Below are 14,414 nucleotides of genomic sequence, written 5' to 3'. Positions count from 1 at the left end.
AGGCCTTTTTTAATTCAATTTGAAAGCGCTATCATACTTACCTCCAAGAATCTACATACATTCCATTAATATTGAGGAGGGGTTGAAATGAAAGTAAAAAGCTGTAAAAAACTTGCGGCTGTAACAGTGATCGCAGGAAGTGTCCTTTTTAGCTCGGCATGTTCGGACAGTGATTCCGCTTCAGGGAAAAAAACGGCAGGTGATAAAAACACAATCAGCATTACGTTCCGTGATGGTGGAGGAACGAATAAAGGACTGACACAATGGTTGAATAACGACATAATCCCTGCGTTCAAAAAAGAGCATCCAAAAGCAAATATTAAGCTATCGCCCATCAGCGCTTCGGAAGGTGATTATTTTGCAAAGGTTGCGCTCATGCTGAAATCGGACCAATCGGCGCCTGACATCGTGACAGAAGATACTTTTATGGTGAACTCCGATGCCAGCGCAGGGTACCTTGAACCGCTTGATAACAGGATCGAAAGCTGGGATGAATGGGATCAATATATTGATAATGTTAAAAATGGTGTAAAAGCACAGGACGGAAAAACATATGGTGTGCCTTTTAATACTGATTCACGCGGACTTTGGTATAACAAGGAAGTATTTAAAAAAGCAGGTCTGCCGGTGCCATGGGAGCCAAAGTCGTGGGATGATATATTAACCGCTGCTCGAACGATTAAAAAGAAGTCTCCTGATGTGATTCCTATGTGGATGAATTCCGGAAAAGCAACTGGTGAAGCCACATCCATGCAGACATTTGAAATGCTATTGTACGGAACAGAGGATCCTTTATACGATGAGAACAAGCAAAAATGGATTGTTAATAGCCCTGGGCTGGAGGATACGTATACATTCATTGATACGATTTATAAAGAAAAGCTCGGACCGAATTTATCCCAAGTTCTCAATGGGCAGGGTGGAACGATTGCTTATACCCAGCTGATGCCGAAAGGGAAAATCGGAATTGGCCTGGACGGAATCTGGCAGGCTGGGAACTACCGGAAAGACGGGCCCGCTCCTTGGCCAGAGGCATTTGATAAGCTTGGCTTTACGGCAATGCCAACACAAAAGGGGCAAGCGCCTGGAACAACTTCAATGTCAGGCGGATGGGCGTTCTCCATTCCCAAAAAATCAGATAACAAGGATTTATCGTGGGAGTTCATTAAATTTGTTTCCTCAAAAGAAAACAACCTTAAACTGCTGCTGAAAGAAAACAATTTGTCACCGCGTAAGGATGTTTCAAAAGAGAAGGAGTATCTGGATCTGCCGATGTTTAAAGAGGCATCAGAGTTTTTGAAGAACACTCATTTCAGGCCCTCTGTTGATAAATATCCATCTGTGTCAACGGTTATTCAATCAACTGTTGAAGATGTGGTAACAGACAAGCTCTCACCAAAACAGGCGGTTGAAAACTACAAGAAAAACGTAACTCGCGTCGTGGGAAAAGACAAGGTGATCGAACGTTAACTTGTATGGAAAGGAGTGATTCTTGTGGATGCACACCCTGTGATCTCTTCGTCAACTGCGGTTGATGGAGGATCCTCCTCTCGTAAAAAGCAAAACAGAAAGCTGTGGGCCTCCGCTCTATTTTTGCTGCCGGCCTGGTTATTGCTGCTTATTTTCTTTATTGGACCCATTCTTTTAACCTTTTATTTTGCGTTTACCAATTTATCGCTCACAGGCAGTGAGGCACAATCCACACAGTTTGTTGGATTCAGCAACTTCCTGAATATGTTTCAGGATCCCAACTTTCGGATTAGCGTGATGAAGACTGTGATATTTTTACTGTTTTCAGCTATTATCGGACAGCAGGTGCTTGGATTTATTCTTGCTCTTCTGATGAAAGAAAAAAATCCTGCATTTCGGCGTGTGATCGGAATTATTATCATAGCCGGCTGGGTAACACCAGAGATTGTGGTCGCATTCTGCTGGGTGGCATTTTTAAATGACAGCGGAACACTGAATGCTCTGCTTCAGCAGGTGGGCTTAAAGCCTGTAGCCTGGCTTTTCACTTTTCCGATGGCAAGTGTCATTATCGCAAACATCTGGCATGGAACGGCGTTTTCCATGCTGGTCTTTCAGGCAGCGCTTGATGATGTGCCCAAAAGCATTGAAGAGGCGGCAGTGGTAGATGGTGCCTCAAGGTTTCAGGTGCTTTACAAAATTGTATTGCCCATGATCAAAGGTTCAGTAGTAACCAATATGATACTGGTTACTCTTCAAACGTTAGGCGTGTTCACTTTGATCTACGCAATGACTGGAGGGGGTCCTGGAACATCAACACAGACACTGCCTATTTTTATGTACAACCAGGCCTTTGTAAACTATCAGCTCGGATATGGCACGGCCATTTCGCTGATCCTTTTGTTAATTGGAGTGCTTGTAAGTGTACTTTATTTAAAATCGATGAAGGTTAAAGTGTAGGGGGGGAGAAGAATAATGAAACGGAAATCGATAAAGGTTGAAAAAGTGCTGCCGTACAGCATTTTAACGGTGATTGGTGTTTTGTTCCTTCTGCCACTGCTTTGGGTGGTTGTTGCTTCGGTTGATCCCAATGCCAATTCTTCGATTAAAGTGCCGTCAGCATTTACAATGGATAATTTTAAAAGTGTCATAACGGACCCTGTGAATATCCGTGCGTTTATCATCGGGCTTCTTCTTTCAATGGGACAGGGGCTGCTCGTTGTCCTCGTGGCGGGTCTTGCTGCGTACCCTCTATCCAGGTATCAGCTCAGGTATAAAAAGCCGTTTATGTTCACCATTTTATTCATGACCTCTTTGCCAATAACGGCAGTCATGGTCCCGGTTTATCAGCTTTTTATTTATATGAAGCTTCAAGATTCCCTTTGGGGAACAATGTTTTTTTTAACAGCTGCCGGCTTGCCGTATGCGATCTGGATGCTGAAGAATTTTATGGATGCTGTTCCGCTCGAACTTGAAGAATCAGCATGGATTGATGGCGCGTCCGTATGGCAAGGACTCAAACGGATTGTGGCCCCCTTAATGATTCCCGGAATTTGTACAGTCGGCATCTTTACCTTTTCAGGAAGCTGGGGCAATTTCTTTGTTCCATATATTTTGATTCAAACACCGGAAAAATTGCCAGCTTCGGTTACCATTTATCAGTTTTTCGGGAACTTTGGCATGGTGGAGTATGGAAAACTTGCTGCCTTTTCGATTATGTATACCTTCCCGGCAATCGTGCTTTATATTTTTTCTCAGCGGTTTATGTCACAGGGCTTCAGCCTTGGTGGAGCTTCCAAGGGATAAATTTACAGAAATAAGCATGAGTGTTAGAATTATCTGACCATTCAGGTATAATAAATATGTATGCGTTTTCCGAATTTTTGTATACATATTTCTGGTTTTGGAGTGGTTTTATGGAGCCTTTATACAAACAAGTCTATCAATCAATCAAAAGAAACATCATGAATGGCAAATACGCGGCAGGCGAACGTGTGCCTTCTGAAAAAGAGTTATCGAACTCTTTTCAGGTGAGCAGAATCACAAGCAAAAAAGCCATCGAACTGCTGGTTACAGAAGGACTCGTCTTCCGCCAGCGTGGAAAAGGCACATTTGTTTCCGACATGAAGGACAGCCAGGAAAGTTCGGAAACTCTCGAAAAAAGTAAAAATAACTTTCTGGTGGGACTTGTCATAACAGATTTTGATGACAGCTATGTATCAAAAGTGATATCGAGCATTGAAGAAGCGGCCGGTGAGAGGTGCTTTGTGATCTTCAAACGGACGCTTGGCTCTGTTGAAAAAGAAGCAGAGGCGATCAGACAGCTGATAGGGTATGGGGTAGATGGATTAATCCTTTATCCTGCTCAGGCGGAGCATTATGGAACGGAAATTTTAAAAATGATTATCGCGGAGTATCCACTGGTTCTGATTGACCGGACGTTTAAAGGAGTCGGGGCAGCTTTTGTATCCACTGACAACATTAAAGCAGCGAAAAAAGGAATGAAACACTTATTTAATTTAGGTCATGAACACATTGGCGTTCTCGCGCCTTCCATCATTGAAACAACCACGATTGTCGACCGTTTTTCGGGCATATTGCAAGCCTATGAGGAACAAAACAAAATCGTGAACCGGCAATTATGGTGTACGGACTTAAAAAAGTCGCTGCCGATTGCCTTCAGCCAGAACATCACGCCTGAGCATGACATTGATATCATCAAGAATCATCTGAAGAAGCATCCGGAAATGACTGCATTGTTCGCGATCGAGCACAATATTGCTGTCCTGGCCAAACGAGCGGCTGACCAGCTCGGTCTGCGTGTACCTGAGGATCTGTCCATTCTTTGCTTTGATGCACACGATAATAATTTAAGCGGTTGGGAATTTACACACCTGCGGCAAAATGAAAGAGAGATGGGACGCTTGGCCATGAACCGCTTAGTGGAGATGATGAACGGAAATCTAGAAATAAAAAAAGAATTTCTGGATGCCCAACTTGTTGAAGGAAATTCGACGTGTTCGATGAACAGAATACCTGTCAAACAAACCAGTAAATCATTTTAACAGGAGTGTGATTGTAAATGATACAAGCCGCAATGCTGAGCCGATGGCATGTTCATGCCGATGACTACGCCAGAGACGCAAACAATAATCCTTCCATTGCCATTCACATGGTTTGGGATGAGGAGGAAGACCGCGGGAGAAAATGGGCTCAGGAACTGGGTGTGGGATTCGAAAAAGATTTGGAAGTTATACTGGAAAATCCCGAAATTGATGCCGTCATCGTGAATACGCCGACCAACAAGCACAAAGAAATCATTATGGCTGCCATCGAGCACAAGAAGCATGTGTTTACGGAAAAGGTGCTGGCATTTACGACAGCAGAGTGTGAAGAAATTTATGACGCGGCCGAAAAAGCGGGAATCAAGCTGATGGTTTCCCTTCCCCGTTTAACTTCGGATTATTATTTGTATGCACAGCATGCTTTGGATCAGGGCTGGATTGGTGATTTAACCTCGATCCGCTGCCGGCTCGCGCATAACGGGGCGGTTCCCTCAGCTGGCAGTAAAAATGGCTGGCTTCCTGAACATTTTTTTGATAAAGAAGCGTGCGGAGGAGGGGCATTGATCGATCTCGGCGCCCATCCCATTTATTTGACCAACAGACTGGCTGGCCCTGCTGCCTCTGTCACCGCCATCTTTCAGCAAAGCAGTGAAAGAGTGGTGGAAGAGAATGCAACCGTGCTGATTCATTACGAATCCGGGGCTCTCGGAACGATAGAAACGGGTTTTTTATCGGAAAACAGCCCGTTTAAGCTGGAGCTATACGGCACAAAAGGAGCATTGCTCATCGAGGAAAATCAGGTCAGGCTGAACAGCTCTTCTGTTGGGAAAGACGGTTGGATAACTCCAGACCAACTGCCTGAAGCACTCCCTATGCCGATGGAACAATGGATATCCTCCATCGTAAAGGATGAGAAAACAACGATCACAAAAAAGGATGTTTGTGACCTGACTCTCATTAATGAAGCGGCTGAAAAGTCTAATCGTGAAGGACGAAGAATATTGGTTTCTGAAATGAAGGAAGTTCAATTTAATAAATAATTAAGGGGGAACATATATGTCTAAAAAAATTAGAATCGGAATCATTGGGTGCGGCGGAATTGCCAATGGAAAGCATATGCCGAGTTTGTCAAAGATTGATGAGGTGGAGCTTATCGCTTTTTGTGATATTGAGGAAGAAAGGGCGATAAAAGCAGCCAGGGATTTTGGAATAAACGATGCAAAAGTCTACATCGATTACAAAGAACTCCTTCAAAATGAAGACGTGGATGTAGTGCATGTCTGCACGCCCAATCACTCTCACGCAGAAATTACCATTGATTCGCTTGAAGCCGACAAGCATGTCATGTGCGAAAAACCAATGGCCAAGACGTCGGCCGATGCGAGGCGCATGGTCGATGCAGCAAAACGAACAGGGAAGAAGCTGACTATCGGATATCAGTACAGATTCCGTGCCGACAGCTGGCATTTGCACAAGCTGTGCGAGCGAGGTGACTTTGGAGACATCTATTATGCAAGAGCTCACGCCATCCGCCGTCGTGCGGTACCGACATGGGGAGTCTTTTTAGACGAAGAAAAGCAGGGTGGAGGCTCACTCATTGATATTGGAACCCATTCACTGGATATGACGCTGTGGATGATGAACAACTATGAACCAAAAGCTGTTCTTGGCACGACGTTTCATAAATTAGGACAGAAAAAAGATGCAGCCAATGCCTGGGGTTCCTGGGATCCTGACAAATTTAAAGTAGAGGACTCTGCATTTGGCATGATTACGATGAAAAATGGCGCGACCATTTCGCTTGAGACCAGCTGGGCGCTCAATACACTGCATACAGGTGAAGCCCGCTGTACGTTATGCGGAACAGAGGGAGGAGCAGATATGCACGATGGCCTGAGGATCAATGGAGAAGATCTCGGCAAACTTTACACCAATCAAATTCAAATTGATGGAAAAGGCGTTGCGTTCTATGATGCAGACCAGGAAAGCGATGCTGATCATGAAGCAAGACTTTGGATCGATGCTCTCCTGAATAATAAGGAACCAGTGGTGAAACCGGAGCAAGCGCTCGTTGTAACGGAAATTTTGGAAGCGATATACGAATCGGCAAGAACAGGGCAGGCGGTTTATTTTGACGATAATGAAAAGGAAATACCCGATGAAAAAAGAACAGATCAGGTGCTACAATAATTGAATAGCTAAAAAGCGGCAGAGAAGCTCTCTGCCGCTTTTTTTATAGGGGAATTTTAGTTTACATAACACCTTTACAGGTTTATACTTCCTAATATTGGGCTAAATTCTAAAAATATATAAGTATTTGCATTTGGCTTTTAAACTATCAACAGGGAGGCATCACCATGGCATTTAATAAGCCGGATAGAGTTAGTGAAATCGCCATTGAGGCAGGCGTTGATAAAGCACGATCACCGGTATTGACGCTCCTAATCCTCGGTTTCTTAGGCGGAGCTTTCATTGCACTTGGGTTTTTGCTTGATATCCGGGTCAGTGGCAACCTGCCGAAAGACTGGGGAAGCTTTGGCTCTTTTCTTGGGGCAGCCGTTTTTCCGGTCGGGCTTGTACTCGTTGTTCTTGCGGGAAGTGAGTTAATTACGGGCAATATGATGTCTGTGCCAATGGCATTGTACGCGAAAAGGATTACATGGAAAGGCCTGCTGAAGAATTGGGTCTTTGTCACGATTGCCAATTTGATCGGAGCACTTTTTGTGGCCTATTTTTTTGGACATGTAGTGGGACTGACGGAAACAGGACCTTTTCTCGCTAAGACACTGGCCATTGCACAGGGAAAACTGGAAGAGTCGTTTTTCCAAACGTTAATTTCAGGTATTGGCTGCAACTGGCTCGTTTGTCTGGCCATTTGGCTGGCGTATGGAGCTGATGATGTTGTCGGGAAAATTTTAGGAATCTGGTTTCCAATCATGGCGTTTGTAGCTATTGGCTTTCAGCACGTGGTCGCTAATATGTTCCTCATTCCGGCTGCAATCTTTGCCGGTTATTACACATGGATGGATTTCATCGCAAATGTCATCCCTACCTTTATTGGTAACATAATTGGTGGAGCTGTATTTGTAGGATTCGTTTACTTTTTTACCTACCATAAAAATATAAAGGACAAAGCGAAAAGAAAAATTTCCTAAAGTGTTCGAATAGCTCTTGCGAAGAATCGTAAGAGCTTTTTTTGTTTGGATAATCTCACACGTGTGTTTGGTGGAGCAAAGAAATGGTGTTAGAAAACCTTACATATAACATGAAACGAGGTAGTATATGTTATATGCTCAAGTTACTTAGGAAAACTTTCTAAACGGGGATGATGGCGTGTGAAAAAAAAGATGGATTTAAATTGTGATGTTGGAGAAAGCTTTGGGATTTATCGATACGGGGCAGATGAAGCCATGATGCCTTTCATCAGTTCTGCCAATATCGCCTGCGGATTTCATGCAGGAGATCCACACGTCATTAAAAAGACCATTGATCTTGCCGCTTCTTATGGCGTACGCATAGGAGCCCATGTTGGATTTCCGGACCGGGCAGGATTTGGAACCCGCGAAATAAAAGCAAAAGCTCAGGAAGTCTATGATTATATCATCTACCAGCTTGGTGCCCTGGACGGGTTCTTAACAATAGCAGGATTGTCCATGTCACATATTAAGCTTCATGGTTCCCTCTATATGATGGCTTCGGAACAGGAAGACATTAGCTGTGCCACCATTGAGGCGATTCAAGCGTACAACCCTGAACTGGATATTTATGCATTGCCACGGTCAGAACTGAGCATAAGGGCAGACCAGGCTGGATTACGGGTCATGAATGAGTATTATGCTGATCGGCCATATGGTAAGAATGGTGAAAAACGATTTGGATGGTGCGAAGAGGAGATCGGCAGCCCTTTCGAAATTGCTGAAACGGTTTTAAAGGTACTCGACCAGGATTCATATGATTTACAGACCGTTTGTGTACATAGCGATACACCCGATGCCCCACATATTATGAAACTGGTTCACAATACACTTTTTCATGCTGGGTGGAGTATCCGCTCATGTAAAAAACTCTTGGTCTAGCCAAGAGTTTTTATTTGCCGTAATAAATTGAGGTTCTTTACTTATACATATGATTAGTGCTTTTTCATCAATATACTATTAGAAGGTGATATCAATTTATGCGAAAAATGATGGGGATTTATTTGGCAGCAGGATATAGCCGGAGGATGGGTGTAAATAAACTAGCTCTTCCTTTAAAACACTCAACGGTAGGAAGCCTGGGTTTGGAAAATGCATTGAGCTCAAGACTCGATGACATAATCGTTGTTGTAAGAAAAGAGGATGATCTTGACTGGTTAGATCCTGCCCTAAGAGGCAATACGAAAAATAACGGCTTGAATCTTGTCCGTTGCGGAACTGAAAACCACGGGCAGGCAGAATCATTAAAAACCGGCATTAAGCAAGCGATACAATTACAGATAGATGCTATAGTGATCATGCTGGCGGACCAGCCTTTTGTAACGAAAGAAATAATTGAGGACTTGATTAATCAGTATGAAAGGTTTGATCCTCCATTTGTTGCGGCCCGTTTACAGGGGATTATTCAGCCTCCCGTTCTGTTTTCCAGCCGTGTTTTCCCCAGTTTGCTAAAGCTTGAGGGAGACCAGGGTGCAAAATCCCTTTTTGCAAATCACCAAATCGGACAGGGATCATTTATCGATTTTAAGGATGACCGTTTATTATTTGATGTAGATCAAATAAAAGACTATGAAAAAGCAATAAAATATACATCAAGTTGAACCTGTCTCAACCGTTATCTGTTGCCATCTTGCGAAGAAAAATCAGCAGCTTTTCAAGCCATCCAAGGTCATACTCGATGTTGCTTCTGGCGTGCGATGTAATAAAGTATATGTTTTCCGAGACTTTTTCGCTGTAAATTCCCCACCATTCAGGCATTTGAGAATCATATAGCAGTTGAAATCTCCTTTTTGTCCGTTCAACCGCTTTCTCCGTAAGATCGATAATTTTTCCGAGGTCTACTTGTTTTTTAAAAAAAGAGAGGCGTATAACGAACGGAGATTACTAAAGTTTTGGAAGCTTTTATAAATGTCTTTTTTAAGGGCATCACGCCCCTGGCTTCCTTCAATGAAATAATCTCTTTATTTATAAAATCGTCCCTCCAAATGTAGAATTTTTCAATCTGGCATGCTTCATTTCATACTTTAATTAGAGTATATATGTCAAATGAAAAGTTAATGGTTTTCTTGCGAACGTTTATTCGATAAAATAGGAGATGAGGTGACGATATGGAAATCAAAAAAACAATGCAGGAATTGCTTGCATTATTACGAACGGAGCCTTCTATTTCAAATCAGATTGTTCATTGGGAAACCATCGAAGAAAAAGAGGCGGTAACAGGAGCAATTCCTGACTCCCTTCATTCACATATAAAGAAAGCATTGAAAGACAGGGGGGTAACCTCTCTGTATTCACATCAGCTTACGGCGTTTCAAACTTCGCTCGAAGGAAAGAGTATTGTAGCTGTAACACCAACGGCATCCGGTAAAACGCTGTGCTACAATCTCCCAGTGCTCCAGGAGATTGCCAATCATCCTGATAGCCGGGCATTGTATCTTTTTCCGACCAAGGCGCTCGCTCAGGACCAAAAAGCAGAAATGAACGCATTCATTGATGCGATTGAACTGGATATTAAAAGTTATACGTATGATGGGGACACACCGGCCAACATCAGGCAGGTTGTCCGAAAAGCAGGTAATATCGTAATGACCAATCCGGATATGCTGCACTCGGCGATTTTGCCGCACCATACGAAATGGGTATCTCTGTTTGAAAATCTGAAATATATCGTGATCGACGAGCTTCATACATACCGCGGGGTGTTTGGCAGCCATGTAGCCAATGTAATCCGGCGGCTGAAGAGAATTTGTTCTTTCTATGGCAGCAATCCGATTTTTATTTGCACATCAGCCACCATCGCTAACCCGAAGGATTTGGCTGAAAAGCTGACAGGATCACCCATGAAGCTGATTAATAACAACGGGGCCCCAAGCGGCAGGAAGCACTTTATTTTCTATAATCCGCCTGTCGTAAACAAGCCGCTCAATGTAAGGAAATCGGCCACCCTGGAGGCAAGGGATCTGGCAGGATACTTTCTAAAAAACAAGATACAAACCATTGTGTTTGCACGGAGCCGGGTACGGGTTGAAATTCTTCTTACGTACCTTCAGGAACTGGCCAAAAAGGAGTACGGCATGAAATCCATCCAGGGATATCGTGGCGGTTATTTGCCAACCCAGCGCAGGGCTATTGAAAGAGGGCTGCGCAATGGGGAAATCATGGGCGTTGTTAGTACGAATGCCCTGGAACTTGGAGTGGATATCGGTCAGCTGCATGCCTGTATTTTGACAGGGTATCCAGGATCGATCGCGAGTGCCTGGCAGCAGGCAGGACGGGCCGGCCGGCGGCAGGATGAGTCTGTGGTCATCATGGTCGCGAGCTCAAGCCCAATGGATCAATACATCGTCAGCCAGCCGGAGTATTTTTTCGACCGTTCTCCCGAATCTGCCCGCATTAATCCTGAAAATCTCATTATTCTGGTGGATCATGTGAAATGTGCCGCCTATGAGCTGCCCTTTGGTGAAGGGGACACATTTGGAGAGGTTGAGATTGAGGATATCCTTGAGTTTTTAACAGAAGAGCAGGTGCTTCATCACCAAGGGAAACGTTTTTTCTGGATGAACGATTCCTTTCCTGCTCATAATATTTCTCTGCGCTCGGCTTCACAGGAAAATGTTGTGATCGTCGACCAGAGTGATGTGGCGAACGTAAGGATCATTGGTGAGATGGACCGGTTCAGTTCCATGACGCTTCTGCATGAAGAGGCCATTTATCTGCATCAGGGTGTTCAGTATCAAGTGGAGAAACTGGATTATGAGGAAAAGAAAGCCTATGTAAGAGAAGTGGATGTAGATTATTTTACGGACGCAAATCTTGCAGTTTCGCTGAAAGTACTTGAAGTCGATAAAAACACCGTTTTACAAGGTCAGGAAAGGGCGTTTGGGGAAGTTACAGTCAATGCCATGGCCACGATATTTAAAAAAATCAAATTTGAAACGCATGAGAATATCGGTTCCGGACCGATCCATTTGCCTGAAGAGGAGCTTCACACGTCAGCGACATGGCTGGAATTTGACCGGAAGTCATTTGATGATGTGGCTGAAAGCTCCATGGAACAGGGCCTGATCGGAATTGCCAATGTGCTAAAGAATGTAGCTCCGTTGTTCGTGATGTGTGACCCAAATGACCTGCATGTAGTGCCGCAGATTAAAGCGGTCCATTCGGGCAAGCCGACTATTTTCCTGTACGACCGCTATCCTGGTGGCATCGGCTTAAGTGAAAATGTGTATAAGATCTGGGACACCGTCATCAGTGAAGCGTACCATGTTATTGACACCTGCCCTTGTGAGTCAGGATGTCCTTCCTGTACCGGCACCATGCTTGAAGGCGAAAATGCGAAAGAACTTTCGCTTAAGCTGCTGAAAAAAGTAAGGAGAGATCTCCATGTCGATGCAGTCCAAACTGAAGCGCTTTAAGAAGCATCTAGTTTCGGAGAAAAAAGCCCCCGTTATCAAACCCCTTCCAGTTCAGGATATCGAGCATGGTGAAACCTGGGCATCATTTGAGACGTCTCCCTACTTTTATGAGGATGCATTTTGCCTGATCAGAGAAGTTCGTTATCCCATCAACCACCGCTGGGGGCGTTATTCTTTTGAAGAACTGAAAGGAGTAATGGAGGGATGGAAGCAGGCGGGTGATGGCCATCCGCTGTCGTCCGGCCAGCTGACTCCCTCTGATCTTTTGTTTTTCGATACGGAAACGACGGGTTTAAGCGGAGGAGCGGGAAATACAATTTTTCTACTGGGCCACAGCCAGGTGGAAGACCAAGAAGTGAAGGTGAAGCAACACTTCCTCCCGGGGCCGGGTGCCGAAATAGCCATGTACCACTATTTTTTAACGCAAGTGAAAGAACTGAAGAACTTGGTCACGTATAACGGAAAATCATTTGACTGGCCACAGGTAAAAACACGACACACGCTCATTCGTGACTTTGTCCCATCATTGCCTGCCTTTGGTCATTTTGATCTGCTGCATGGTTCGAGAAGACTGTGGAAGAGCAGTTTGGAATCCGTTCGGCTGTCTGTGGTGGAAAAGGAGATTTTGGATGTAAAGCGGGAGCATGACACGCCTGGATACCTGGCGCCCATGCTTTATTTTCAATACCTGAAGAACAACGATCCCGAACTTGTAAAAGGGATAATGACCCATAACGAATGGGATGTACTTTCTCTGATCACCCTTTATATTCATATTTCCAAACTCTTGCAGGGCAGCAGCACACTAATGACCACCGTGGAACAATTTGAGAGTGCGAGATGGTATGAAGCGGTTGGACAGCATGAACTTGCGCTGCAAAAGTACAGCGCGCTTCTTGCGACTGAAAACAGCCATAGCCGGCTGGCCAAAAAGGCGGTTGCAGCTCTGTACAAAAAACAAAAACGCGAAGATCTTGCCGTACCGTTATGGGAGGAGTTATGTAAGGATGCTCTGCAAAATGACGAAACTCCCTTTATTGAATTATCTAAATGGTACGAACATCAGAGAAAAGATGCTCAAAAAGCCCTGCATTTTGCAGAGGCGGCGTATGGGGTTTGGAAAAACAAAAAACGGCTTTTAAAACGGACGGAAGAAAAGGAAAAGGCGGCCTTCGGAAACAGAATCCAGCGATTAAGAAAAAAATGTGAATTGTGCTAAAAAAATATAAATTTTGGTGGATAAATGTATTTTAATCTTGTCCTGTATTGTGTAGAATAGGAATGGAGATTTTCATAGGAAAATAATAATTTATTCCCCAGGCAAGCGCAAAAAGTGCGCCGCTTTGACGAAATTCGCAAAAAATGATAAGTGTGTGTAAAAAATTGGGGAATCGGACATTTTCCTGTAAAAATATACTAGTATATTATGTAATGGAGAGATGTTTCCGTGAGGCAATGGGTTTTGTTTGCTTTTTTTCTTGTTTTGGGTCTAACGTTGTTTGTTGCAAATGAATTAAGTCATGCTACGTGAGGGAACTAATCATTTTTGATTGGTTCTTTTTTTGAAATCTGGAGTAAAAAAGGTGAAGTTCATGGTAAAAAATCTGCTGGTAACTGGATATAAATCCCATGAACTTGGGATTTTTAAAGAGAAAGATCCCGGGGTACACTATATTAAAAAAGCGCTGGAAAAACAGCTGACCGCATTGCTCAGGGAAGGATTGGAGTGGGTAATCATCAGCGGCCAGCCAGGGGTGGAGATGTGGGCAGGAGAAGTGGTTGTCGCTCTAAGGGATAAAAGCTATCCGGAACTTAAATTGGCAGTCCTTACTCCTTTTCTGGAGCAGGAAGCAAACTGGAATGAGGGCCGGCAGGAGCAGTATCATTCTCTCCTCGCGCAGGCAGATTTTGTTGAATCGATTTCCAACAAGACGTATATCAGTCCCAAGCAACTTGCTGCAAAAAACGGATTTCTCGTGGAAAAAACGGATGGCATGCTTGTCTTATACGATGAAGATACGCCAGGGACGCCCCGTTTTTACCTTGAACCGGCCAGGCGCAGGCAAGAAAAAGACTCGTCCTACGAAATACTATATATCACACCGTATGACCTTGAACTGATTTATCAGGATGAACAGGATCAAAAGGGGCAATTTTGGGAATGAAGCAAGCCGGCTGAGAATAGAAATTGACTTTTTCTATAACATTTGAAAAAATATAGGCTAGATTAATGTATTTGCAAGTCGTTCAATAGGGTATGCAACGGTGTTTTA

General features: G+C 43.9%; 13 protein-coding genes. 12 read left to right on the top strand and 1 reads right to left on the bottom strand.

Annotated features, from left to right (window positions below; all coding sequences use genetic code 11):
- Positions 1–87: 87 nt before the first annotated feature.
- From AS030_RS08560 to AS030_RS08520, 9 genes are all read left to right on the top strand, one after another.
- The gene (locus AS030_RS08560; RefSeq protein ID WP_061970544.1) at positions 88–1,470 is read left to right on the top strand and encodes an extracellular solute-binding protein; all 1,383 of its coding nucleotides are present in this window, start codon (positions 88–90) and stop codon (positions 1,468–1,470) included.
- Between the two features lie 102 nt (positions 1,471–1,572).
- Positions 1,573–2,427, top strand: coding sequence for a carbohydrate ABC transporter permease (locus AS030_RS08555; RefSeq protein ID WP_240482296.1), 855 nt, complete (start codon positions 1,573–1,575; stop codon positions 2,425–2,427).
- Positions 2,428–2,442: 15 nt separating this feature from the next.
- Positions 2,443–3,273, top strand: coding sequence for a carbohydrate ABC transporter permease (locus tag AS030_RS08550; RefSeq protein ID WP_061970541.1), 831 nt, complete (start codon positions 2,443–2,445; stop codon positions 3,271–3,273).
- Between the two features lie 110 nt (positions 3,274–3,383).
- Entirely contained in the window at positions 3,384–4,532 is a 1,149-nt protein-coding gene (locus AS030_RS08545; protein WP_061970538.1) for a GntR family transcriptional regulator, read from the top strand.
- 17 nt (positions 4,533–4,549) lie between these two features.
- Entirely contained in the window at positions 4,550–5,572 is a 1,023-nt protein-coding gene (locus tag AS030_RS08540; RefSeq protein ID WP_061970535.1) for a Gfo/Idh/MocA family protein, read from the top strand.
- Between the two features lie 16 nt (positions 5,573–5,588).
- Positions 5,589–6,722, top strand: a complete 1,134-nt coding sequence (locus AS030_RS08535; RefSeq protein ID WP_061970532.1) for a Gfo/Idh/MocA family protein — start codon at positions 5,589–5,591, stop codon at positions 6,720–6,722.
- A 167-nt stretch (positions 6,723–6,889) separates the two neighbouring features.
- Complete coding sequence (locus tag AS030_RS08530) at positions 6,890–7,687, top strand: formate/nitrite transporter family protein (RefSeq protein WP_061970530.1); 798 nt, start codon at positions 6,890–6,892, stop codon at positions 7,685–7,687.
- 180 nt (positions 7,688–7,867) lie between these two features.
- Complete coding sequence (locus AS030_RS08525) at positions 7,868–8,608, top strand: 5-oxoprolinase subunit PxpA (RefSeq protein WP_061970527.1); 741 nt, start codon at positions 7,868–7,870, stop codon at positions 8,606–8,608.
- 98 nt (positions 8,609–8,706) lie between these two features.
- Positions 8,707–9,327 (top strand): NTP transferase domain-containing protein, encoded by a 621-nt coding sequence (locus tag AS030_RS08520; RefSeq protein WP_061970525.1) that lies wholly within the window; start codon positions 8,707–8,709, stop codon positions 9,325–9,327.
- Positions 9,328–9,334: 7 nt separating this feature from the next.
- Here AS030_RS08520 and AS030_RS23535 read toward each other — a convergent pair whose 3' ends face one another.
- Complete coding sequence (locus AS030_RS23535; protein WP_156412561.1) at positions 9,335–9,484, bottom strand: hypothetical protein; 150 nt, start codon at positions 9,482–9,484, stop codon at positions 9,335–9,337.
- Positions 9,485–9,834: 350 nt separating this feature from the next.
- On the opposite strand from AS030_RS23535, the gene AS030_RS08515 reads away from it, so the two are divergent.
- From AS030_RS08515 to AS030_RS08505, 3 genes are all read left to right on the top strand, one after another.
- Positions 9,835–12,141, top strand: coding sequence for a DEAD/DEAH box helicase (locus AS030_RS08515; protein WP_061970523.1), 2,307 nt, complete (start codon positions 9,835–9,837; stop codon positions 12,139–12,141).
- Entirely contained in the window at positions 12,110–13,360 is a 1,251-nt protein-coding gene (locus AS030_RS08510; protein WP_061970520.1) for a ribonuclease H-like domain-containing protein, read from the top strand. Before AS030_RS08515 ends, AS030_RS08510 begins: the two co-directional genes overlap by 32 nt.
- Before the next feature lie 373 nt (positions 13,361–13,733).
- Positions 13,734–14,306, top strand: a complete 573-nt coding sequence (locus tag AS030_RS08505) for an SLOG family protein (RefSeq protein WP_061970517.1) — start codon at positions 13,734–13,736, stop codon at positions 14,304–14,306.
- The last annotated feature ends 108 nt before the right edge of the window (positions 14,307–14,414 follow it).

The organism is Fictibacillus enclensis (assembly GCF_001457035.1).
Taxonomy (GTDB): Bacteria; Bacillota; Bacilli; order Bacillales; family Fictibacillaceae; genus Fictibacillus_C; species Fictibacillus_C enclensis.
The sequence above is the reverse complement of the archived record's forward strand: the minus strand, read 5'-3'. Positions and strand labels throughout refer to the sequence as shown.

Bases quoted from the DNA above. Each gene is read 5' to 3' on its own strand.
- AS030_RS23535 (WP_156412561.1), bottom strand. From the start codon at position 9,484: ATGCCTGAATGGTGGGGAATTTACAGCGAAAAAGTCTCGGAAAACATA.
- AS030_RS08560 (WP_061970544.1), top strand. From the start codon at position 88: ATGAAAGTAAAAAGCTGTAAAAAACTTGCGGCTGTAACAGTGATCGCA.
- AS030_RS08520 (WP_061970525.1), top strand. From the start codon at position 8,707: ATGCGAAAAATGATGGGGATTTATTTGGCAGCAGGATATAGCCGGAGG.
- AS030_RS08515 (WP_061970523.1), top strand. From the start codon at position 9,835: ATGGAAATCAAAAAAACAATGCAGGAATTGCTTGCATTATTACGAACG.
- AS030_RS08540 (WP_061970535.1), top strand. From the start codon at position 4,550: ATGATACAAGCCGCAATGCTGAGCCGATGGCATGTTCATGCCGATGAC.
- AS030_RS08510 (WP_061970520.1), top strand. From the start codon at position 12,110: ATGTCGATGCAGTCCAAACTGAAGCGCTTTAAGAAGCATCTAGTTTCG.
- AS030_RS08530 (WP_061970530.1), top strand. From the start codon at position 6,890: ATGGCATTTAATAAGCCGGATAGAGTTAGTGAAATCGCCATTGAGGCA.
- AS030_RS08505 (WP_061970517.1), top strand. From the start codon at position 13,734: ATGGTAAAAAATCTGCTGGTAACTGGATATAAATCCCATGAACTTGGG.
- AS030_RS08545 (WP_061970538.1), top strand. From the start codon at position 3,384: ATGGAGCCTTTATACAAACAAGTCTATCAATCAATCAAAAGAAACATC.
- AS030_RS08550 (WP_061970541.1), top strand. From the start codon at position 2,443: ATGAAACGGAAATCGATAAAGGTTGAAAAAGTGCTGCCGTACAGCATT.
- AS030_RS08535 (WP_061970532.1), top strand. From the start codon at position 5,589: ATGTCTAAAAAAATTAGAATCGGAATCATTGGGTGCGGCGGAATTGCC.